Here is a 21,599-nt window from a genome sequence, read left to right on the forward strand (position 1 = left end):
TCAGGACCAACTAAAAAAAGCGTAGTCAACCCATTTTTTGCTACAATAGCGTTAATTTTTTGGAGGGGCGGCCATGAGTGTTGAGCGCAATCTTGCAATTTCTCTGTTAAAATTGACTCAAAACGGACCGGCTTTAATCGAAGCTGTCAAAATCGACGCGCATCTCCCCCTAACAGTTGTTGAGTTGTTGCTTCAAAAAATGCAAAAAGAAGAACTTATTAATCTCCGAGGCAACAGCGTCGAAGCAGATAGCGGCATGCGGCTAAGATTGGCGGTTCGGGCAGTCTCTTTAGGCGCCGACGTCGAGGCATTGAGTCGACTGCTAAGGTGGCAGGAATTTGAAGAAATCGCCGCCATTGCCTTCCAAACCCACGGCTACACCGTACAAAACAACGTGCGCTTTAAGGGCGCCACGCGTCGCTGGGAAATAGATGTCGTTGCCTGCAAAAAACCGCTGGTGGTTTGCATTGACTGCAAACATTGGCAACACGCCATCAAACCAGCCCAGCTACGCCAAATCGTCGATTTACAGGTGCAACGCACCGAGGACTTAGCAGATGCCCTGCCTAACCCCAAGCTAAAATTGTCGTGCATTGATTGGGAAAAAGCCAAGTTTGTCCCCGCTGTGCTCGCATTGTTTCCAAGCGTCGCCAAACTCCAAAACCGTGTCCCCGTCGTGCCTGTTTTACAGCTTCAAGATTTCCTTTCGCAGCTCCCAGGCTACCTCGACAGTCTCCATGTGCACGCCAAAGCCTTTAGGAAGTTAGCTTAGAGTTTCAAGTATGGATGTTTTTGTTTGCTGATAGGCTGGAAGCAGGCTTAAAATATACATGGCGATTAAGGCGGCGGCAAGCCAGCCCCCAATAACAAAGATAGTCGTAGCTGTGACTAGGGGGTTTGCCATCAAAAAGATAAGCGTAATAACCACGCCGATGGATAAGCCTATGGCAAAGCTTGCAACCAGCATAATCACGCTCTGAATCGCGGAAATACTCAAAACAATGCGTGGCTTTGCACCGACTGCGCGTAGGGTGCCGAATTCTTGACGCTGCTCATTAACTACTAGCATCATGTAACCAACCATGCAGAGAGCCGCGGATGAGAGGCTAAAAATGGGCAGAAGCATAAGGCTCTGCCAGGTGGTAGATAAGAAATTCATGTTTTGTTGAGTTACGTCTTTGAGGTCAAAGACAGCTAACTCGGGGTCAACTGCGTGTAGGGCGTCGCGTATTCCAGTGATGGACGTGACTCGGTCCACTGCGGAGTCAAGTTCCACTATCAACAGGTTAGCGTCTGTGCCCGTAATGTTTTGGAGGGTTTCAAGCGGCACATATACGACTTGACCATTATTTAAGGGCTCAACACAGATTCCAACAATATCAAACGTATGGTTTTCAAAGCGTAGCCCTTCAAGCAAGGGATCTGACATGTACACATATCGTTTGGGATGAGCGTAAAACATGCTTTGGGTTAGTGAGTCGCCAACAACTGCTTCTAAATCAGAGGGGCTATCGAAGAATTTGCCTTTAAGTGACCAATTGCCTGAAAGCGTTTGAGGATTAACGCCTACTACAAGAGAATCAGCCTCCCTATCGTCGCCCACGGGATAGGTCACGTTGTCTATTATCGTAAAGTTGGAAACCTCCTGCAAATGTTCAGTAACAACTAGTCGAGGTTCTACCACGGTTACTCCTGATAAAGCAGCAATTTTTGCAGTGCCCTCTGATGGAATACCGAGGTTTGGTTCTAAATAGTTGAAATCAGTGTTGACTTGGGTGCCATGAAATGCGGAAAGTAGGTCAAGGTACTGGTTGCCCATGCTTGGGTAGGCTACCAACACGGTGTCCGTTCCGCTGGTATTTTCGATCCAGGCGGTGGTGGTGTCGCTTGCGATTACGCTGCCGCCTACAGTTACGGTTAACAAAATAAACACTACCGAAAGCAAGAAAACCATTCGAATACCTACGGATTGTCGGCGACCCATGCTTCTAGACGCCAGATGCCACGTTATAGCGCGGCGTGAGAGAGGTTTGTGGCGTTTTTCAGTAAATGACCCATAGTATGAAACAGGGGATAGAGCGTCCATAGGGGACATGCGGGAGGCTTTAAGGATGGGTCTTAACCCAAAAAATATCGCCAAGAGGAAAAACGCAACAAAAACGATGGGCGCAAACCAAAACATCGGCAACAAATAACCCCCAAAAACCAGAAAAGCCACAACAAAATCTGCCACAAAACCCATGGCAACGCCCAAAGTGCAACCGATTAAGGTGATTGTTAGGAGCTCAGTCATGAAGTATCCGGCGACGAGGCTGTTGGGGCATCCTGCTGCTTTGATTAATCCGAAGTCTCGGGTTCGTTGAGCCATCATCAGCGAGATTATAAAGGAGGTTAGGATGGCGCCGACGGCAAATATTAGGACGCCTAAGAAGAGGATAAACTGGCTAAAAATCGAGGTTAAGCCTAAAGTTAGGGTGCCGGTAGCTTTTGCTGCAATTCCAACGCCTAGGCGGTTGCTGAATAGGAGCAGAAACAGCGTGGACGCCACACTCAACGTCAGGGTCGCTACTGTCAAACCTGTTTGGAGGCGGCGACGTTTCAAGTCGTTTGTTGGGAAGTGGGCGCTATCGGTCATGGACGCTCGCTACTCTTCCATCTTCTAATCGAATAACCAAATCAGCCAGTTTCTGTATGTCTTGGTCATGTGTCGAAACCACAACAGTTTTGCCCTTTTGCTTGAGCAACTGCAGAACCTGAAGAATTTTTTGCGCGTTTACGACATCAAGATTTCCAGTCGGTTCATCGGCTAAAATAAGCTCAGGGTCATTAGCCAAAGCACGAGCAAAACCGACACGTTGCTGTTCGCCGCCGCTAAGTTGCGCAGGAAAATGATTCTCACGATGCGACAACCCCACCATCTCCACTAACTCTGTCACCCGTGCCTCAATTTCATCGGGTGGCTTTCGTGTCCATTCCATGGGGAAAGCGACGTTTTCTGCAACGGTAAGCGTAGATACAAGGTTGTAGGCTTGGAAAACGAAACCTATGTGGTTGCAGCGGAAATCAGAGAGTTCGTCCTCGTTTTGTTCGGTTAGGTCTTGACCGGCTACCGTGAGGGTACCGTTTGTGGGTCGGTCGATTCCGCTTAGAATGTTTAGCAGGGTTGTTTTGCCTGAGCCTGAGGGACCTGTTAAGACGGTGAAGGTGGCTTGGGGGATTTGGATGTTTATGTCGTGTAGGACTTCGATTTTTCGGGTACCTAACAGGTAGGTTTTGTCTAAGTTATGGGTGGCTACTATGGGTTGTGGGTCTTTGGGCATGGCTAAGCCTTCGGTGTTGTTATGTTTTGTTGAGGCTAAGCGCTTATGAAGCTTGAGGTACACTTGTTTACTCGTTGCTTAGATAGCAGGTGTCTATGTTTAGGTTGCCGCGGTCTCGTTTTAGAATGCGGACTTTGTCGGGTAGCTTGTCTTTTTCCCAATCGCTCCAGCTGATTTCTCTAAACAACCAACGTTTGCCCAGATGAGCTGCTACCACGGCATGTTTGTATTCGTTGGTTGTGGGGATGAGTTCGTTTAGGAATCGAAAGAGTTTGTCTATTTGGGGTTTGGGGAAGTAGGCGTAGTAGGTGGCGTTTTTGACTTCAAACGCGTACATGTGGGGTCCTCTTCGGGCCATGAGGTCGGGGAGGGGGTTAAGGCTGGGGTTGCTAACGGGGATGCGAACGGCGTTGTAGCCCTTTTTTTGTAGGAGTTTAACAAGTACGGATTCACTGTAGAAGCCGCGTTTGCGCCATCGACGGAGTCGGACGCGATCGATTTCGGTAGTCACAGTTGAGCCTCGGGTTATCTTTGTGGGGTTAGGGCATAAAAATTGTTCCCTTAGGCATCCGATTACTGTGTTTGGGGGATGCTTCTGTATACTGCAAGAGCAGGTCGGTGTGGCTGGAAGCACATGGTGATGGGCAATGTTGATGAAAATACTCACACCACCAACATAACGGGGGATGTATTTTCCTACATCGACACATGCAAAATATGGGCTATGTGGGCTACACTAACCGCCCGAAAAGTGACGACTTAGCCCCAAGACAAAAACCATCCAAACCTTTACAACAAACAAAAAAGCCACTGGTGAAGTCGCCAAATACAAAAGCATCACCAAAACACAGCCACACAAAGCACCTGGCCCTCACAAAATTTGCGAAAACTCAAACACGATTCACAGACCCACGTCTGAGCACAAAAAAGGCAAAACACAATCTTAGACCAAAATTCTGCAAAGTTTACTCTCCAACCCAAAAATGTTCTCAAAGTGCAGAATTGTGTCGAAGGCTAGCCGAAAAAATAGGGATTTGCTTCGCATGGAGATTTTCGTAGGTACTTATATGAGGCTCCGATATTCCCCATGCCAACCTTTAAGGTCAGAGGCAATTAAGCTCGAACTAAGCCGATTTACATGATTAAGGCTGTTTTTGAGGTTTTAATTTTTTAGTTTAGAGAAAAAAGTCATCGGCTTTTTTTGGTTGTTGGCTTTCGCAGGCGAACAAACCCAATTTACAGCCCAAATGCGAAAAAAACTATTTTTAGGCTGTTTTGTCTAAAAACAGTTCTTTCGTTGCCACGTTTTTTTTAAACATCTTAAAACGGGCTTTCAAGAGTGAAAAAAAGCTAGTGGATACCTCACAGCCTCAAAATGAAAGTTTACGCAAAGAGAACCCATTTACCTAAAGCTGCTGCGAGAGCTGTCAAACGCGAATACCGGTGGATAGTACTTCAAGAGTTGCAAGGACACTCAAAGGGGTCTGCCACGCTTAGAGGCTGCTTTTGGCGGGCAGAACTTTTGATTTATGCCCGTGAGACCTCTTAGGCGATGCAGTAGCTAAAAAGTGCTCGGTGACTGGTAGACCTCACCAGCCCAGAAAACTTTGCATCTGCAGGCCCAGTAACTGCTCGACGTTCAAGATAGGTGTTTGTAGAGCCTATAGAGCGCAGGTCAAACGCGCGAATCTAAAGGCGTATACGAAAGCATCGCCCAAACACACTTCCTTAGATAGTTCTTGAGGCTTAACTAAGAAGCGTACACCTTAGGTACCCTGGAAGTTCAGAGGTTGCCTTTAGAAACCAATCAACGTAATTATTTGTATATTGTATAAGCTGCAGTTCATCAACCGCTTCGAGAAGACAGGCAATTCATTAGTAGCATACCCTGAAAGAAACCGCAGGACATACTCTGGCGAGTAGGAAATTTCATTGGCGGTTAACAACAATTGTGCCGTTAGCTACCAAAGAAGTAAGAGATCTGCTTTCTTTTGATAATCACTAAAGAGAGGAGGACAACCAATACGATTGCAGCTACAGCAACAGGAATTAGGAAAACAAAATCGACGGGGCTTGCAGGGGGTCTTGAATCAAAACTGGTTTGTTGGGTAAGCGGATAGTGGTCCACATTGTTTTGGTCAATGACATATGTTCCGTTTCCGTCGTAATCACTCCAATAGTTGCCTACAGCGCCATTGTCCCATGAGATGATGTCCGTTCCGTTGCCTATATAGCGGCTGACATTGTAGAAGGGCGCATTCTCTATTCGAACATTTTGAAGATTATCAACAATGTTATTGTGGTATAGTCTGTTTCCGGATGCAATATGTGTAATTGAACTGTAATTAGGGTCGTAACCATAGTTGAAAAGTAGAATCCCGGCGCCATTCCGCATTATGTAATTGTCGCTGATTGTTGAGTTGTTGCTTCCTTCAAACTCTAATCCAAAATAGAAATTATCTGTTATGGTATTCTCATAAACATAGTAAGGACCATACCAGCGGAGAAATAAACCGCCCGAATAAGACAACTCACCAATGTTTGCGTTGATTGGGGCATTTCCATTGCCTATAATGTTGTTTTGTCTTACTGTCACATTGGACGCTTCATCGATAACTATCCCATTTTTGTTTCCGATGATATTATTCTCGGAAATTAAACTGTTTGTCCATCCTGAAAAGTTAACGCCGGCATCATTGTTTGTTATGTTATTCTTTGATATAGTGACATCTGAGCCACTTCCATATCCACATATCGGATAAGAATTATTTTCAATAATGTTACCTATAACGCTAATTCCGTGAACGGGCGCATGCAAGGTGGATTGCTCTAATGATAGTGCGATGTTGCCGCGTTTTATCGTAAACCCTGAAACGGTCACATTAGACGAACAAATGCTAATCACAGCCCAAAAATTCGCATATCGACCCCAATATCGGGGAGATTTGTCGATGCCGTCAATGACAGTTTTTTCTGCGTCTTCTCCGATTAGTGAAAGGGGTTTATCAATTGTTAAATAGCTATCTGCAGTAACAAAGTATGTTCCTGCTCTTACAAATACGGTATCACCTGAACTAGCGTTGCCTACGGCTGATTGGATTGTTGGGTAGTCTTCTGGCACAAAGATGGTTGTATTTTGGGCTTTTATTGCGTTAGGTTGAAACGAGACTAAAGAAGATAGAAAAACAAAAGCAATCAGTAAGGTCAAAGTCTTAGTCAAGTTTCGCATAATTTTCTATTCTAGAACTCGTTTGCGTTAAAAGGCTTGTTGTAAGTTTTTTTTGACCAAGACAACTGGATTTTAAAAAGTTTTTGACTATGATTTCCCGTTACATTGGCATGCCCACAAGAGGAACCGCTTTTTCTTGGCGGTGTTCATCGCGGCAGTGTCGGTCGTGCTCCTCCAAGGTATCAAAGAGTTTTCCGCAGTCTCGACAGCGATACTTACCTGTGGCGTCAGGGTTGGCTGCATCTTCATAGTCAAGGAAGGCGTTTTCTGTGTCGGCTGCAATTATTTTGACGTAGCCGTCAGGGGACTCTTGACTGCTATTTGGATTCACTTAGTTCACCTCCAAATCCAGAAGCGGAGAAGCACCCCCTTTTACCTAACTAGAAGGTTTAAGGATGTGTGAGTGGCACAACACAACCACAACCCCCAAAAAGTCGTATACAAAAGCATCACCCAAACACACTTTTTTACGGGTCTAGAAAGCTTTTTGAGCTAACCGCGCCAAATAAAAAACGGTTATAGTCATGTCAAACTTTAGAGTTCACAACGCCAGGATACATTTTTCAACACACGGCGAAATCGACTTCATTGACCTCTCAGAACGCGTCCAAACCGAGGTCGAGCGGTCCCAAATTCGCAACGGCATTGTTCATGTCTTTGCGCCTCATGCAACGGGCATTTTGATTTTAACCGAAAACGACCCCGCCCTGCTGAGCGACATCAAAGCGTTCCTTGAAGAAATCGTGCCACGGATTGGCTCCTATCGGCATCCTTCAAACGCCCATGCACATTTGCGTTCGATGTTGCTTCAGCCGGATAAGACCTTGCCTGTAATTAATGGCAGCGTTGAGTTTGGGACTTGGCAGGCGTTACTTTTTGTGGAAACAGACGTGTACCCAAGGGAACGCACGGTAATCATCCAAGTTCTTGGCGAATAGCGTCTCTAAGTTATTTTCGCGTTTCTGACGTATTAATTTCGAGTGGCAACATGAAAATTAAATCTAATAATGATATTCGGCTCTACAAGAAGGCATTTTTTTACTGTTTGTTGTAAAATGTGATCATTCGAAAAAAATTCGCACATCTACAGAGCAACATAAACAGTTTTTGGAAGAGATTAAGCACAAGACGTGCCAGAAAGCCTCCCACTACCGCTTTAAACAACAGCCAAACTGCTTCTTAACAAAAAATAAGCTAAAAACAGGCCACATCAACCCGCAATATTAGCCAAAAGCACAGCTAAACGCATCAACCCAGATGATTAAAAGAAAAAACAACCAAGCGGCTCTGATGAGTATATAAGGTTCGCAATAATTCGGGCGCATCTTAGCGTTCTGAGCGTATCCGCTTATTGGCACCTTTGGGACGCATTCGCGCTTTCTTCTTGGCGTCAGCTTGCTGAGTAGGCCCACTGGACAGGGCATCAGGAGCTTCCTCTTCAGTCGGCAAGACATCGGCAACATCCGGGAAATCTGCTGCAGTTGCGAGTTTAGCGCCGGCTTTTTGCATCGCTTCTACTGCGCGGTCAACATCGCCAGGCTGGACGTTTATGCCTAAGGTGGCATCCATAAGGATAATCACTTCAAATCCAAGTTTTCGGGCATCTATCGCAGTGTTGACTACACAATAATCGGTGGCTAATCCGTTGATGAAAAGTCTGTTAATTTTTAAGCTTAACAGATTGCTTGCTAGGGGGGTGCCGTCAAAGGCGGAATAGGCTTCATGGTTAGCGTTTGTTGCTTTAGAGACTACAAGGGCATGGTTTGGAAGGTTGAGGTCGGGACTAAATTTCGCGCCTTCGGTATCTTGGATGCAGTGAGGCGGCCATGGTCCACCTTGGGTCTGAAAAGACATGTGGTCGGAGGGGTGCCAATCTCGAGAGGCAATTATGTGAGCGCCGGCTGCCTCGAAACGGCGGATGTAACTGTTTATGACAGGTATGATTGTATCGCCGTAAGCTACGGAGAGGGTGCCGCCTGGTAAAAAGTCATTTTGAATGTCGGTTATGAGTAGGGCATCGGAGGGTTTTAGGGTGTAGGTTTTGCTCAAAGAAGCACTTCCTATTAGAACACCTTGAATAATGTAATTCAAATAAACGTACTCTTGGATAAACTTTTGTGAAGTCCACACTCAAAATGGATGCTTACCTGTGTAGGGCTGTTTCACACCTAAACACTCAAGCATCTTCTTCGTTTGTCGTAGTGACTCTAAGCATATTGTCTATGGAAAATTATGATTTATGTGCCTTTTTTTGCATGCTCACTGCCATCAATTTAACTTTTTAACGTAAAAAGTGACCATACGAATTTTTTTCGTACACTCCGAAACCAAAGAAGGAAAACTTTGACCGCTCCATCGCTAAAACAAACGCTATATAACCACAAACTAACCGCCAAAACAAAATTCTCACACAAACTCAACCAAATACACCTGCAAAGGACCCTCAATAAACTCTACAAGAGCATTCCTAGCCCCCCTAAAGCGCCAAAGCCAGCGATTAGTCAGGCGATAGAAAAGCCACAGAAAGGCAACAGTACAAAAATCGGTGTTCTAGCGCCGATATTGACTTTTCAGAAAAGAGCAGGATAAATTTTTAGTGTGAAAGCAAGGTTGAACAAGAACAGGATTTTGACGGGACACTTTTTTGTAACCATGATTATATAAGGTTCGGCATATTTCGGGATTACTTTGAACGTCGAGCTTTTTTTTAAAAAAAAATGTGTTTGGGAGCTGCTTTTGTATAAGGCGTGGGATAGGCTTATCTGAAACCGCCCCAAACAATATTGCAGGCGACTATTATGCAACCGAAAACCAAACTTCCAACCATTACAAGCCAAGATATGCGCGCCCTAGAAGTCAACGCAGAATACTTTGGTGTAAACCTCCTACAGCTCATGGAAAACGCAGGTAGCAGCGTCGCCAAAGAAATAATTACCCGATTCCAAAAAAACAAAGACGCCCTGATCTTTTGCGGGTTAGGCGGAAACGGCGGCGACGGGTTTGTTGCAGCGCGGCACCTTTTAGCTGGAGGGTTTGCGGTTACGGTAGTTGTGGTCGGTAAAGCCCGTGACATCGTGCATCCCGCGGCGATGTGTAACTGGGAGATTTTACAGTCGCTAAAAGACAAAATCACGATTCTAGAAGTCACCGACAGCTCAGCCATCCCCAAGGTATCTGCAGGCATAGTTGTTGATGCTTTGTTGGGAACAGGAACTAAGGGCAAACTAAAACCGCTAATCGCCAAAGTTGTAGATTACATAAACAGCCTCAACAGCTGCCGCGTTGCCATAGACGTTTCCACGGGCATTGACTCTGACACGGGTAACGTGCTAGGAACTGCGGTTAAGGCGGATTTGACGGTGACGTTCCATAAGGCTAAAGCGGGCTTAGAGAAAGCCAAAAAATACCTCGGCGAACTCGTCGTAGCCGACATTGGCTTACCCGCCGAGTTTGAGCGGTTAGCTGGACCGGGCGACGTGCAACTCGTAGCTAAACCTCGAGCCGACACGGCACATAAGGGCGATTTTGGGCGACTCTTAGTAATTGGAGGAAGCGAAGTTTATTCGGGTGCGCCTACGTTGGTTTCGTTGGCTGCTCTACGGACAGGCGTGGATTTGGTTTATTTGGCTGCTCCGGCTAAAGTGGCATACGCGATTTCTTCGATGTCACCTGACCTCATCACAATCAAACTCGAGGGCGACAACCTAAAACCCGCCAGCCTCGAAACCCTAAAACCCTACCTGAGCATGGTGGATGCGGTGGTTATGGGTCCTGGTCTGGGTCAAAGCCCCGAAACCGCCAAGTTCGTTAAAGCCTGCATCGATGAGGTGGAGAAAGCCCAAAAGCCGTTGCTCTTGGATGCGGATGGGTTGAAGGCGTTTGCGAAGTTTAAGCGGCAGCTTAAGGTGCCCTTGGTTTTGACGCCGCATGCAGGCGAATACTCCATTCTCACGGGAGAGGAATTGCCATCGTCGCTTGAAGAGAAAGTGGTTGCAATACAGAAAACCGCTAAAAAACTCGGCGCCACGCTATTGGTCAAAGGAAAAGTCGACATCATCTGCGACTCTGAACGCGTCAAACTCAACTCTACAGGCAACCCCGGCATGACTGTCGGCGGAACTGGTGACGTCTTAAGCGGCATCGTAGGCGGATTGCTGGCTCAGCATGTGGAGCCCTTTGAATCGGCAGTGGCAGGTGCCTTTGTTAATGGTGCAGCAGGCGACTTTGTTGCCAACGACATTGGCTACCACATGGTTGCAACAGATGTTATTGAATGGATTCCTCGTGTCTTGGAGGATCCCATGAGTCATGTGAAGGTGCGCAAATCCCTTGGAACCTGACCCACAACCGCAAACCCCCGCATTTCCCGTTCGAATCACAATCTACCATGCGGCACAGGATGACCCCAAAAAGAACACCGCACTCCGATTGAGCCATCGCGGCTTGGCACGGATTGTAAGCAAAATCAGGTTCTTACCAAAACGAGCCATTGTGCTTAACCCCTTTGGAGAAATCGCGTTTTCGCCTGCCGACAGAGATAGAATTGCCCAGTTTGGATTAGTGGCGCTAGATTGCAGTTGGGAACACGCACAGAAGGTGCTAGGGCGCCACGTCCGCGGAACCAGCCGCTGCCTGCCCATCCTGATTGCCGCCAACCCCGTCAACTACGGCAAACTAACCAAACTCACCACGGCGGAAGCAATAGCAGCAGCGCTCTACATTGCGGGCTTCAAAGCTGAATCGGAGCAACTGCTGTCGAATTTTACGTGGGGACACACGTTTTTTGAAATCAACGGGATGCTACTGGAAAATTACGTGACGGCAAAGGATAGCGCTGAGATTGTCGAAATGCAGGCAAGATTGTTGAAGCGCAAAAAAAGCGAATAACAAGTTATAATTTTCTTCGAGCCCTCATTAAGCCTTATACGCAACCTTGAGAAGAATGTTAAAAAGACTTAGGAGGCTTGGAGCATCGAGTTCATCACTAACTTCTACCTGTTCTTAGCATCCGTTATGCTGATTTCGCTCTCAGGCGTCCTCATGCCCGGTCCCCTCTTTGCCGTGACCCTCACAAAATCCTGTCAAAGCAAATATGCCGGAGCCCTCATCGCCGTGGGACATGGCGTCGTGGAGTTTCCTTTGATGTTTGTGATCTTCTTTGTGCTTAGCCAATTCACGCTTCCCACGGTTGTGCAAGTAGGGGTGGGGTTGGTGGGCGGCTTATTGATGATGCTGATGGGTTTGCAGGCATTTCGAAACCGCCACAAACAAGAAACCACGGCGATGGCGCCTAAACGTGAATCTTTGCTGGCAGGAATCTGGACTACGGCGGCAAATGCAGGTTTCATTCTTTGGTGGTTAACCATTGGCACCGCGTTGATTTTGAATGCGCAACTGTTTGGGCTGGCAGGGTTTGGTGTGTTTGCAGGGGTGCATTGGTTCTGTGACTTCGCATGGTACGCGGTGGTGGGTTTTCTGATTTTCAAGTCGCAGCGGTTCCTCTCTGATCGCGTAAGGATGGGGATTACGTTGTTTTGCGTTGCCGTTTTCATCTGTTTTGGCGCTTACTTTATGGGATCGGCGCTTTGGGCTCTGTTGGCATAGTTAAATAGCAGATTTGGCAGTGGTTAGGTATGGACTTTAAAGTTGGAAACGCAACCCTCACGCTAATCAAAGGCGACATAACCGACGTGGAGGCTGACGCCATCGTCAACGCAGCAAACGCAACTCTTCTGGGCGGTCTTGGAGTGGACGGTGCAATTCACAGTAAGGGCGGTCCTAAAATTCTTGAAGAATGCAAACGCATCCGCGCCAATGAATGGCCTGACGGATTACCCACAGGCAACGCAGTCATAACCACAGGGGGCAACCTCAAAGCCAAAAAAGTAATCCATACGGTTGGTCCCATCTGGCGGGGCGGCTTCTATGATGAAGCTAAGCTGCTTCGGCAAGCATATTGGAACTCGCTTAAACTGGCTGTTGCAAATGGGCTTAGGTCAGTGGCGTTTCCGTCGATTAGCACAGGTTCCTACCGTTATCCAACGGAAGAAGCCAGCCGGGTTGCAGTAACCGCGGTGAAGGATTTCCTAAAAAAAGAAAACCGCCTTGATAGGGTAATTTTGGTGTTGTTTTCCCAGCGAGATTACGAGATATACCTAAAAGCTGTACAAGACCAACCTTAAAAGGAAATCATCTTACAGTGCTTTTTTTGAGAACTGCCTTACACTCGTATAACGACAAGTTTATGATTTGGCGGTGACTTCCTCAACCTCCGTGATGGAGGCAACGGGGATGTCGAGTTGTTCTTGGAGGACTTCAAGCAAGGAATTCTCGTTGGGTGCTTCGATTAGGAAGGCAACGCGACCTTCATGCCCGCAACAATAGCAGGCTTTGGCTTCTACACCGTTGATTTTTCCTTTCTCCAACATCTTTGCGGCTCCCTCTGCACATGCGCGGGGGCTTTTTTTGGAGCTAAGGATGGCTGAATCTACAAGGTATCGGGGCAAAAAATTCACCAAATACAGTGGGGGTTGCTGTCTTAATGGTTATTGTTGTAGGCTTGGTGTGTCCACATAGGGTTATATGGGTTTTAGGTGCTTGTCTGGGTAAGGTGTGTGTTGTGGAGCCCGTTTTTGTTTGTCCTCTGTGTGATGCGCCTGCTTTGAGGAGTCGTTATGTGTTTTGGTGGCATATGCATGAGTGTCTTTGTAGGGTGAAACAGCAGCAAGCGCCCCTTGCGGTGCGTGGGGATGTGTGGGCTGAGGTTGCTGCTCCATAGCCGCGGATTTGTTCGTTTTTAGACATATATCGAGTTTTGTAATATATCAAATCATAAAATACTTCTATATATAGAAGATTACGAAACTGAAGTGTATCTGAAGAGAACAGATATGCGTGTGAACAATATGACCCAAAATCAATGTACACCTAACCCTTGGATAAACTGCGACGAACCTCTAAAAGCTGAATTTGACGCCGCAGTTATAGACGTTGTTGATGCCGTATTTTCCGGATTAGGCGAAAACGTCAAAGTCGCGCTATATAATATTCTCCAGATAAAATACGGATTAACAAAACAAGAAATACCTAACCGACTAGAAGACTTCACGGTGGCGCTAAACCAAACGTTTGGCGATGCAGCAAAACTTTTAGAAATAAAAATAATGGAAATGATCCATTCAAAAGCCAAAGCGTTCCTCTATGAACCCACGGAACATGAGTTTTTTGCACAATACATGGTTGCTTTCCAAACTCAAATGACCTGTTGCGTGCCCTAGATTACTGTTAGGGTCAACGTAGATTTGATGCTGTCGAGGTTGCGTATGCGTTTATGCACCACATCATGCAGGTCATCTAGGGATTCGCCGCTGACTTTGGCAACTAAGTCGTAGGCGCCTCGGGCACGGTACACTTCTTCGACCGCTTCGATTTTTCGTAAATCTTCAATTGCCCCGTCGCATGAATCCGCTTCAGCGGTTATAAAAATAAATGCGCAGCGCTTGGGCTTTTGCAACACAGGCTCTGTTTGAGCACTTGCAGTAGTGGTTATTTCTCCTATTTGAGCGAAAACATTTTCCAAACAATCCACCTCAAAAAACAACTCTTACTCATCACTTTAGGTGCAATCACTATTAAAGCTAAGTTGCTGTGCTGACGCTACAACAAAACCATATAACTAAAACCACAAAAAAACAAAAAAGAAAAAAGAAGAGGGTTTAGCCGCTGGGTGTTTTGAAGTTAACCAGCGAAAACACAGGGTATTTATCGCCAATTACCTTGCGTCCAGCCAAATACTCCAATTCAATGAGGAAGCCTATGCCCATGATTTTGCCGCCTAAGCGCTCAATCAAATCAATGTTGGCTTTGATGGTTCCGCCGGTGGCAAGTAAATCGTCGATGAGCAGCACGTTTTGGCCTTTGGTTATGGCGTCTTCGTGGATTTCAATCACGTCGGCTTCGTATTCTTTTTGGTAGGTCAGCGTTACGCATTTGTAGGGGAGTTTGCCTTTTTTGCGTATGGGCACAAAGCCGACTCCGAGTTCGTAGGCTAAGGCGGCGCCGACGATGAATCCGCGGGCTTCGTTGGAGACGATGACGTCAATTTTTTTGTCGCGGTAGTGGTCGGCTAGTTGTTTTATGGTTTGTTTTAGGCAGGCTTTGTCTTTTAGGAGGGGTGTGATGTCCCAGAAGACTACGCCTTTGAATTCGGGGATTCTTCGAATTTTGCTTTTCAGGTCGATTTGTCTATCTGTCTTGTTCATTTCAAGTATTCTCTCCTGTTACACGAAGGCGCCTTCTAGAGCGCTGTGACATGTGCAGCTAAACGTGCTGGGGGTTTTGGCGATGACTTCCGCGATTAGGCGCTTAACGTTTTCAATGTTGTTTTTCATGATGGTCACGATGTCGCCGACGCAGACGTTGTGTTCTTTCCAGCAGTCATAGTCGGTGACGGTGGATATGTTTACGTAGCAGATTTCTGCTTCCCGCGCCAAAACAACTTCGGGAACCATGGTCATGCCGATGATGTCTGCACCCCACTTCTGGTAGAGTTTGGATTCTGCCTTGGTTGAGAAGCGTGGACCTTCGATGCAGACGTATGTGCCTGTTGGGTGGCTTTTGATGTTGAGGCTTTTTGCCGCGTCAACGAGGAGTTGATGCATCTGGGGACACATGGGGTCAGCTACGGATATGTGGCAAACGCGGCCTTCGGCTACGGTGTAGAAGGATTGTTCTCTTCGGGTGGTGCGGTCTATGAATTGGTCCGCAAAAACTAATTCGCCAGGCTGATACTCTTCCCGTAGCGAGCCAACGGTTGAAGCTGCGATGATGCGTTTTACGCCTAAACGTTTGAGCGCCCAGATGTTTGCGCGTTGGTTTAGGTCTGTGGGCCTGATGGTGTGTAGTTTTCCGTGGCGGGGTAGGAAGGCTACGGTTTTTCCGCCGAGTTCACCAACCGTAAAGGCATCAGAAGGTTTACCGTAAGGGGTTTCAACTGTTATTTCTTGAACGTTCTTGAGAAGTTTAGGGTCATAAAGACCAGTTCCGCCGATTACTCCAAATTCAACTTGCATAACTTTTACTGCAAGCGCTGAGCTTATAAAAATAGCGACGCACCACACGAGCTAACTGATATAAGCATAATTTTTCAACATCTAACGAAGCCGTTTTCAACCAAACCGACCTACCCCTCTTAGGATTCTGCATAGAGTTTCTAATAGGATCCAAATATGAGGCTGCGACCCTCCCCCCTATAGGTTTCTGCATAGAACCACTAATAGGATCCAAATAGACAGCAAATAGGTTCGTGACAGCAAAAGAGAAGGCAATGTAACCCTCGATAGAGGCACCTACCCCTTCGGTTCTGTAATATAAAATATAAAGAGCACCCATGAGGGTTCTGTCAAGTTTGCATCGGAGGGCTACCATGAAATCCCTCTGTAAAGTTTCATCGGATGCTGGACTGGCTGTCCTATACTTCTTAGGAGGTATGAGCGATTGAAAATCTTTAAAAATAAAAACTCACAAACAAGGCTTATGCAAATTACCATTGAAGCAATCGGCATATTATTTGCGATATTGTGGGGAACAATTGGAGCTATCCCGCAAATAATCAAGTGGAGCAAACCCAAACCTCGACTAAAGATAATTCACATGGAACTAACACCCGAAAACCAAAACGCCTGTTCTAGATATTGCTTCAGTTATGAAATTGTTAACGAGAGTGTATTTTGGCGGAGACCATCAGGTGCAACAGCGGTAAAAATAGACGTTCACACAATGGATTCAAACAAAACGCAGTGTAAAGAAATACAAAGTCTTTCTGTTTCAACCTATCTTGGGGGCGGAGAAAAAGCCCAGAATAATTACTTGATTAACGCTTTTACCAAGAAAGGGGTTAATCCACATACCGTTATTTTCGAACTATCCTGTAGTGAGGGGCAAAAAGTCACCAAAAAACAACAAATGAATTTCTGAAAAGATATTTTCTCTTTGAGGTATTTTTCGGGTGACGGGTGATAAATTACTTCTTTCTTCTGCTTTTGCTTGAAAGCTTATTGCCCGTTCTATCAAAAAAATACCAACCAAACCATGCACAATTACACCAAATATAACCCATGAAGAAAGGGTTCTGTCAAGCCTTTAAGGGATTGCATCATTTTTCTCCAGGTAAACTTTTGAGGGATTACTCGAAACTACAATACCGCAGTATTTCAGGACAATCTATTGTTATTGATTTACTCGCGTTTTCGTATGGAAAAAGCATTCTATACTCTTTTTGTATGCTAAATTGCAGGTCTTTTTGAAAACACGCTGGCAAGAAGTTAAAAGGGGTTTCAATTTTATTCTTAGGGTAAACAACCAGCCCATCACTAAAAGAAGTTATCCCAAAATAGATGCGCAACTTATCAAGAATCGTCTTAGCAAACATTATAGGCTTAATTATGGAAAAGTGAGCATCGTATCCCTGAGTAGCCCAATAATTATCGTTACGTGCGATTGTACTACAAAAAACGTATCCATTTATCTCCGATGAAAAAGAGCTATTATTCATTATAACTCGTGTTTCATCTGATACATTGAGAAGTGATGCGGGTATCAAAGACCTTACTTCTTTGCCCGTCAGACTTACTGGGTTTTGTTTGCCTATTGTGATTGTGTGTATACCCTCATTTTTATCGCCAATTTGTTGTTTTTCACAATTCCGTAAGCAGTTTAATGCGCTAAGGTGAACCAATCCACTTTTCTTGAATTGCGAGTAATATTTTGTTGGGAGGTATTTGTATAAAATCAATTTATAACCCCTTTACTCTTTGTTTCTTTAATTGGTTTTACATGGATTATTAATTGACCGCCTTTAGTTAGTAGGTTCCATTCTATTTGGTCGTCTTAGGTTAGGTTGAATTGTTTTATTATGCTTGGGGGTACTGTGAGGTAAGCGCAGTATCGAACGCATAGTTTACGAGTTATTGTTTGTTGTAGTCTTATAATTTGCGGTAAGACAACGAAAAGTCGAGTTTTTGTTGTGACTATCGTTCTGCATTAGGGTTATCCATTTTGCAGAGTATGTCTATTCCGCATCAACTATCATGAATTAGCCCATCTGACCCCTGAAGCCTTAGATGTAATTGTAGTAGCGTTGGTAGACTTGTAAAATTGGTGTGCGTTTCTTTTTGAGTCTTCGCATGGTTTTTTCTCTGTCTCGGATTTCTCCGTTCATGCGTTCCATCTTGTTGTTATTGTGGCATTTTCCGCTTAGGGTGATTTTTTGGGTGTGGACGGACAGCGGGTGCCACTGCGGAATTATGTAAAATGTTATAAGTTGATAAATCAAGAAATATCGTGGTGCATCGAATGCGCACTCTTAGTTTAGAGGTAGGTTTCCTTTGCGCTTTTTTGCTTTTCAGCCTGCTTTCGGCTCTGCCAACTGCAGATTCAGATGTACCCGATAGCTCCGAGTCCGCTCCGTCCCCAAAGGAGCTTTGGACGTTTACAGTAATCAATAGCAGTTGGAGCAATCCTGTAATAGCTAATGGCATTGCATACGTATTCAGTACCGAACAGTACACTAAACCAAGCGAAAAACATGTGAGTTTGTTTGGTCCTCCGCCACACCACTTGGTCACTGTTTACGCCTTAAACGTGTCCGATGGGTCAAAACTCTGGGAGTATACCGCCGAAGGTGAACTTCAACGATTTACAGTTGCAAACGACACAGCCTATTTCTCAACATCTGAGGGATGGTGCGTCGATAAGCACTATTTGGGAGCACACATTTTTGCCATAGATGCCCTTACAGGAGCTGAAAAATGGGTTCACAATGTCGATGGCATGATATTTGCGTCCAGATTTGACGGCGACAACAGTGCATTTTATGTTTTGTTTGTTGCTTCAGGTAGCTTGGATTCTTTTGTTTCCGCAGTAAATGTGACGAACGGCAAAGAAAGCTGGATATACAAATTTGGGAATCATATTTACCCTATACCAGTTGCCATCGGTGAGGAAGCGATGTACTTTGGATTAAGCAACTGTTTTTACGCCTTAAACGAAACTGATGGCAAGATAATCTGGAACAGTACCTTAGATAGTTCAATATCGGAAGCGGCTGTTCTAGGTGAAGACGTAGTCTACGTTAAATCGCAACAAATGACTTATGCCTTAAATCCCCAAAACGGTTACCAGCTATGGAATTATTCTAGCTACAGTTATTGCATCAGCCGCAAAGGTATAGGCTATGTGCAAGAGGGGGATGCTGTTTATGCTTTTGAGGGGGTCAGCGACGATAAAATTTGGAGTTACAGCGCAAACAAGACAATTAACTCCCTTAAACTAGTCGATGATAGGCTCTACGTTTGCTTAAACGGCACTCTTACGGCTTTAAACGCTGTCAACGGAACACCGTTTTGGAATTATAGTATTCCTCAGATGCGTTTTGTCTTTAGCCCCTACTATCAGGATAACACGGCAAAGCTTCTGATCAGCGAAGACAAACTTTTTTGTTATTCAGGCAAAACACTCCATGCCATAGATATCTCCAACGGGGAAGACCTTTGGGCGTATACAGATTATGACCATACATTTCTAACAGTTACAGACGGCGTGGCTTTCTTTAAGAGCGCCCACACCCTCTATGCATTCAGTATTCCCGCAATCGTACCATCCACTTCGCAAAGTACAACCGCTCAACCTGCTGAGCCATCCATGGTTTTAGGATTTACTATTGAGCTATTGATTGTCGTATCCATTGTTGCCATTTCAGCAGTATTGTTGACTATGATTTTGGTGAAAAAGAGAATACAAAAAACGCCCAAGAATTAGGAGTTTAACCCATCAGAACCACAATTAATTGATGCCATAACTATCTCCTTAGATAGTTTCTGGTGCCTTGTACCTTAAGGGAAGCTCTATTTTGAATTGGGTTCCTCTGCCTTCCTTAGTTTGAAAAGTAATTGTTCCACCCAACTGCTCAACGAACTTTTTAACCACAGCTAACCCCAAACCTTGCCCCTTTGATTTTGTTGTAAACAGGGGCCTAAACAGCTTATCTTGAACCTCTTCAGGGATGCCTTCGCCCGTGTCGGCTACGGTAATTTGGATTTTGTTGCGTTTCTGTTTTTTTACCTCCACGGTTAGTTCGCCGCCTTTGGGCATGGCTTGGATTGCGTTGGTGCTTAGATTGGTGGTTACTCGTCTGAGGTAGTCGCGGTCAGATATTAGTTCAATGTCAGGTTCGATTTTTAATATGACTTTGATGTTATCGGGAATTTGCATGCCTACAAAGGCGTCCTGTATGATGCCCTCGAGGTTAACTTTACTTACGGTTGGAGCGGTGTTTCTCGCGTAATCTTGCAGGTCCGCGATAATCTTATTCATGTAGTCAACTTGTTGCTGTATGAAATTGAGGCTATCAATTAACTCACTTTTACAGTTGCTTTCAGGCGCGTCACGAATATTTTCTTTCGCAAGATATAGCTCGCTAACTATTGCCTGCAAGGGGTTGCGGATGTCATGCCCCACCATACCGGCAGTTTGACCAATCGCAGCCAGACGCTCAGAATCCTTAAGCTGCTGCGTTTTCTCCTCAACCATAAATTCCAAATTATTCTTATACGCCTCGAGCTTTTGCTCATTGTATATGCGTTCAATATAGTCAGCTGCCTGCCGCACAAGCAAATCCAGCAACCGCAGATCCGTTTTGTCGGGCTTAGTGGGAGTCTTATAATGAGTAGAAATTATTCCCAAAAACCTGCCAAACCGCGAAAAAAGCGGTGTCGACTGAACCGCTCTAACACCAGCTTTTAATTGAACATCAAGAGAGGCTGCGTTTACAATAAGGGGATTTTTAGTTAAATCCTCCACAAATACACGACGTTTGTTCTTCATCGCAGCGCTACAAACTGCAGGCGTATCTTCGTCAACATCATAAAAGAAATCTAAAAAATCCTGATCTAACCCTTGGTGCGCAACGATCCGTAAAGTGTTGCCCTTTTCACATAGTTGTATTGTGCCCATGTCCGCATGGGTTATTTCGATACTTGCCTTGAGAATGGTATTGAGCAGGCCTTGCATGTTTTCTTCGCTTACAAATTGTAAACTTATTTCATGTAGCTTTGATAAGCCCTCGTTTTCTTTGCTTAAAAGTTCTGTTGCAACCTTTAGGTCCTCTTCGATTTTCTTACTTTTCGAAATATCTCTCACAGCGCCGTCTCGGTAGAGGGGTTTTCCAGTGGCATCCTTGATTAGAATCATTTGGTTAGACCACCAGCGATATTGGTCGTCTTTACCCTTGAAACGGTACTCGGAAAAGCCTTTTCCTGTTTTAAAGCAACGTTCGATCTCCTTTTTTAGGGAGGGCAAATCTTGGGGGTGAACCCTTGAAAGCACTTCATCGTTGGTCATTGCAGTCATTTCTTGGGGTTCAAATCCCAAAGCCGAAATCGATGGACTCATGTACTCATATCGGTTTGTTTGAAGGTTAAATCGATAAATAACATCCGCCGAGCTATCCAGAACAGAGCGGAAATGTTCCTCACTTTTTCGCAGGGCATCCTCTGCCTGTTGATTCTTAGTGATGTCATGAAAAACTGCAACAAAATAATCCTTTTTAGGGCTGTAAGCATAAACTGATACCCATCGGTTTAACGGTTGCAGATAAACTTCAAATTTAGCGGGCTTACCCGTTTTAGCTACCATACCCACGGTTTCTATCGGATTATCCGGTTTTTCAATACCCCGTATTGCTTGACTAATTGGGCGATTTACTATATCCTCTCGTTTTAAGCCGATAATTCTCTCACATTCATCATTAACGTAGACTACTATGAAGTCAACCGGTTTACCCTCAGAGTCATAAACCACTTTATTAAGAGAATAACCCTCATCAAGATTGACAAATAAGTCAACCGCTTTATCATTGCTTGAAATAAAAGAATCAACCCATGCATCACAAAAACGGTTGGTTTCTTTTTCCAATCCTTTTTCCCTCAGAATGAAAAATCAAGCAACTTCGCCAAAAACAAGTAGCTTGTGAGATAATATAAGCTTTCAATATA

General features: G+C 45.2%; 22 protein-coding genes and 1 pseudogene. 9 read left to right on the forward strand and 14 right to left on the reverse strand.

Translation table 11 applies throughout. The features are described from left to right. Nucleotides 1-73 precede the first annotated feature (73 nt). Nucleotides 74-772, forward strand: a complete 699-nt coding sequence (locus NWE92_11965) for a restriction endonuclease (GenBank protein MCW4030348.1) — start codon at nucleotides 74-76, stop codon at nucleotides 770-772. Here NWE92_11965 and NWE92_11970 read toward each other — a convergent pair. The 5 genes from NWE92_11970 to NWE92_11990 all read right to left on the reverse strand — a co-directional run bounded on the left by NWE92_11970 (nucleotide 764) and on the right by NWE92_11990 (nucleotide 6,880). Next, nucleotides 764-2,635 (reverse strand): ABC transporter permease, encoded by a 1,872-nt coding sequence (locus tag NWE92_11970; GenBank protein ID MCW4030349.1) that lies wholly within the window; start codon nucleotides 2,633-2,635, stop codon nucleotides 764-766. The two genes, NWE92_11965 and NWE92_11970, sit on opposite strands and share 9 nt — an antisense overlap. Next, complete coding sequence (locus NWE92_11975; protein MCW4030350.1) at nucleotides 2,625-3,383, reverse strand: ABC transporter ATP-binding protein; 759 nt, start codon at nucleotides 3,381-3,383, stop codon at nucleotides 2,625-2,627. Before NWE92_11975 ends, NWE92_11970 begins: the two co-directional genes overlap by 11 nt. 4 nt (nucleotides 3,384-3,387) lie before the next feature. Then, a complete protein-coding gene (locus NWE92_11980) occupies nucleotides 3,388-3,831 on the reverse strand; it encodes a hypothetical protein (protein MCW4030351.1) in 444 nt (147 codons plus the stop codon). A gap of 1,446 nt (nucleotides 3,832-5,277) precedes the next feature. Next, nucleotides 5,278-6,441 (reverse strand): right-handed parallel beta-helix repeat-containing protein, encoded by a 1,164-nt coding sequence (locus NWE92_11985; GenBank protein MCW4030352.1) that lies wholly within the window; start codon nucleotides 6,439-6,441, stop codon nucleotides 5,278-5,280. A gap of 208 nt (nucleotides 6,442-6,649) precedes the next feature. Then, nucleotides 6,650-6,880: a hypothetical protein gene (locus tag NWE92_11990; protein MCW4030353.1), complete on the reverse strand. Its 231-nt coding sequence runs from the start codon at nucleotides 6,878-6,880 to the stop codon at nucleotides 6,650-6,652. A 193-nt stretch (nucleotides 6,881-7,073) separates the two neighbouring features. Here NWE92_11990 and NWE92_11995 point away from each other — a divergent pair, with 193 nt between their 5' ends. Next, nucleotides 7,074-7,487 carry a secondary thiamine-phosphate synthase enzyme YjbQ gene (locus tag NWE92_11995; protein ID MCW4030354.1) on the forward strand — a complete coding sequence of 138 codons (414 nt, stop codon included), beginning with the start codon at nucleotides 7,074-7,076 and terminating at the stop codon, nucleotides 7,485-7,487. A 544-nt stretch (nucleotides 7,488-8,031) separates the two neighbouring features. Here the strand turns inward: NWE92_11995 and NWE92_12000 are convergent. Beyond that, a pseudogene (locus NWE92_12000) lies at nucleotides 8,032-8,598 on the reverse strand (nicotinamidase). A 749-nt stretch (nucleotides 8,599-9,347) separates the two neighbouring features. Here NWE92_12000 and NWE92_12005 point away from each other — a divergent pair. The 4 genes from NWE92_12005 (at nucleotide 9,348) to NWE92_12020 (ending at nucleotide 12,731) form a co-directional block, all read left to right on the forward strand. Next, complete coding sequence (locus NWE92_12005; GenBank protein ID MCW4030355.1) at nucleotides 9,348-10,889, forward strand: NAD(P)H-hydrate dehydratase; 1,542 nt, start codon at nucleotides 9,348-9,350, stop codon at nucleotides 10,887-10,889. Then, nucleotides 10,879-11,436 carry a DUF367 family protein gene (locus NWE92_12010; protein ID MCW4030356.1) on the forward strand — a complete coding sequence of 186 codons (558 nt, stop codon included), beginning with the start codon at nucleotides 10,879-10,881 and terminating at the stop codon, nucleotides 11,434-11,436. The genes NWE92_12005 and NWE92_12010 overlap by 11 nt, the downstream gene beginning before the upstream one ends. Before the next feature lie 126 nt (nucleotides 11,437-11,562). Next, entirely contained in the window at nucleotides 11,563-12,153 is a 591-nt protein-coding gene (locus NWE92_12015; GenBank protein MCW4030357.1) for a LysE family translocator, read from the forward strand. Between the two features lie 29 nt (nucleotides 12,154-12,182). Next, complete coding sequence (locus tag NWE92_12020) at nucleotides 12,183-12,731, forward strand: O-acetyl-ADP-ribose deacetylase (protein ID MCW4030358.1); 549 nt, start codon at nucleotides 12,183-12,185, stop codon at nucleotides 12,729-12,731. 60 nt (nucleotides 12,732-12,791) lie between these two features. On the opposite strand, the gene NWE92_12025 is transcribed toward NWE92_12020, so the two are convergent. After that, nucleotides 12,792-13,055, reverse strand: a complete 264-nt coding sequence (locus tag NWE92_12025) for a hypothetical protein (GenBank protein ID MCW4030359.1) — start codon at nucleotides 13,053-13,055, stop codon at nucleotides 12,792-12,794. Between the two features lie 72 nt (nucleotides 13,056-13,127). Further along, nucleotides 13,128-13,325 (reverse strand): hypothetical protein, encoded by a 198-nt coding sequence (locus NWE92_12030; GenBank protein ID MCW4030360.1) that lies wholly within the window; start codon nucleotides 13,323-13,325, stop codon nucleotides 13,128-13,130. 114 nt (nucleotides 13,326-13,439) lie between these two features. Between NWE92_12030 and NWE92_12035 the strand changes: the two genes are divergently transcribed. Next, complete coding sequence (locus NWE92_12035) at nucleotides 13,440-13,826, forward strand: hypothetical protein (protein ID MCW4030361.1); 387 nt, start codon at nucleotides 13,440-13,442, stop codon at nucleotides 13,824-13,826. On the opposite strand, the gene NWE92_12040 is transcribed toward NWE92_12035, so the two are convergent. The 3 genes from NWE92_12040 to mtnP all read right to left on the reverse strand — a co-directional run bounded on the left by NWE92_12040 (nucleotide 13,823) and on the right by mtnP (nucleotide 15,620). Continuing rightward, complete coding sequence (locus tag NWE92_12040; GenBank protein MCW4030362.1) at nucleotides 13,823-14,128, reverse strand: Lrp/AsnC ligand binding domain-containing protein; 306 nt, start codon at nucleotides 14,126-14,128, stop codon at nucleotides 13,823-13,825. The genes NWE92_12035 and NWE92_12040 overlap by 4 nt on opposite strands. A 136-nt stretch (nucleotides 14,129-14,264) precedes the next feature. Continuing rightward, nucleotides 14,265-14,810 carry an adenine phosphoribosyltransferase gene (gene apt / locus NWE92_12045; GenBank protein MCW4030363.1) on the reverse strand — a complete coding sequence of 182 codons (546 nt, stop codon included), beginning with the start codon at nucleotides 14,808-14,810 and terminating at the stop codon, nucleotides 14,265-14,267. A gap of 18 nt (nucleotides 14,811-14,828) precedes the next feature. Further along, nucleotides 14,829-15,620, reverse strand: coding sequence for an S-methyl-5'-thioadenosine phosphorylase (gene mtnP / locus NWE92_12050; protein ID MCW4030364.1), 792 nt, complete (start codon nucleotides 15,618-15,620; stop codon nucleotides 14,829-14,831). 424 nt (nucleotides 15,621-16,044) lie between these two features. On the opposite strand from mtnP, the gene NWE92_12055 reads away from it, so the two are divergent. Further along, nucleotides 16,045-16,524 (forward strand): hypothetical protein, encoded by a 480-nt coding sequence (locus tag NWE92_12055; protein ID MCW4030365.1) that lies wholly within the window; start codon nucleotides 16,045-16,047, stop codon nucleotides 16,522-16,524. A gap of 208 nt (nucleotides 16,525-16,732) precedes the next feature. Here NWE92_12055 and NWE92_12060 read toward each other — a convergent pair whose 3' ends face one another. Next, complete coding sequence (locus NWE92_12060; protein ID MCW4030366.1) at nucleotides 16,733-17,341, reverse strand: hypothetical protein; 609 nt, start codon at nucleotides 17,339-17,341, stop codon at nucleotides 16,733-16,735. A 324-nt stretch (nucleotides 17,342-17,665) separates the two neighbouring features. Continuing rightward, nucleotides 17,666-17,881: a hypothetical protein gene (locus NWE92_12065; GenBank protein MCW4030367.1), complete on the reverse strand. Its 216-nt coding sequence runs from the start codon at nucleotides 17,879-17,881 to the stop codon at nucleotides 17,666-17,668. 20 nt (nucleotides 17,882-17,901) lie between these two features. Between NWE92_12065 and NWE92_12070 the strand changes: the two genes are divergently transcribed. Next, on the forward strand, nucleotides 17,902-19,365 hold the full coding sequence (locus tag NWE92_12070) for a PQQ-binding-like beta-propeller repeat protein (protein MCW4030368.1): 1,464 nt from the start codon (nucleotides 17,902-17,904) through the stop codon (nucleotides 19,363-19,365). A 48-nt stretch (nucleotides 19,366-19,413) separates the two neighbouring features. Here NWE92_12070 and NWE92_12075 read toward each other — a convergent pair whose 3' ends face one another. After that, nucleotides 19,414-21,519, reverse strand: coding sequence for an ATP-binding protein (locus tag NWE92_12075; GenBank protein ID MCW4030369.1), 2,106 nt, complete (start codon nucleotides 21,517-21,519; stop codon nucleotides 19,414-19,416). Between the last annotated feature and the right edge of the window lie 80 nt (nucleotides 21,520-21,599).

The sequence above is a fragment of the Candidatus Bathyarchaeota archaeon genome, from assembly GCA_026014745.1.
Taxonomy (GTDB): domain Archaea; phylum Thermoproteota; class Bathyarchaeia; order Bathyarchaeales; family Bathycorpusculaceae; genus Bathycorpusculum.

What these genes read in the sequence shown, in the direction of transcription:
- NWE92_11965 (MCW4030348.1), top strand. Translation starts at nt 74, where the DNA reads ATGAGTGTTGAGCGCAATCTTGCAATTTCTCTGTTAAAATTGACTCAA.
- NWE92_11970 (MCW4030349.1), bottom strand. Translation starts at nt 2,635, where the DNA reads ATGACCGATAGCGCCCACTTCCCAACAAACGACTTGAAACGTCGCCGC.
- NWE92_11995 (MCW4030354.1), top strand. Translation starts at nt 7,074, where the DNA reads ATGTCAAACTTTAGAGTTCACAACGCCAGGATACATTTTTCAACACAC.
- NWE92_12005 (MCW4030355.1), top strand. Translation starts at nt 9,348, where the DNA reads ATGCAACCGAAAACCAAACTTCCAACCATTACAAGCCAAGATATGCGC.
- NWE92_12015 (MCW4030357.1), top strand. Translation starts at nt 11,563, where the DNA reads ATGCTGATTTCGCTCTCAGGCGTCCTCATGCCCGGTCCCCTCTTTGCC.
- NWE92_12020 (MCW4030358.1), top strand. Translation starts at nt 12,183, where the DNA reads ATGGACTTTAAAGTTGGAAACGCAACCCTCACGCTAATCAAAGGCGAC.
- NWE92_12030 (MCW4030360.1), bottom strand. Translation starts at nt 13,325, where the DNA reads ATGGAGCAGCAACCTCAGCCCACACATCCCCACGCACCGCAAGGGGCG.
- NWE92_12035 (MCW4030361.1), top strand. Translation starts at nt 13,440, where the DNA reads ATGCGTGTGAACAATATGACCCAAAATCAATGTACACCTAACCCTTGG.
- apt (MCW4030363.1), bottom strand. Translation starts at nt 14,810, where the DNA reads ATGAACAAGACAGATAGACAAATCGACCTGAAAAGCAAAATTCGAAGA.
- mtnP (MCW4030364.1), bottom strand. Translation starts at nt 15,620, where the DNA reads ATGCAAGTTGAATTTGGAGTAATCGGCGGAACTGGTCTTTATGACCCT.
- NWE92_12070 (MCW4030368.1), top strand. Translation starts at nt 17,902, where the DNA reads ATGCGCACTCTTAGTTTAGAGGTAGGTTTCCTTTGCGCTTTTTTGCTT.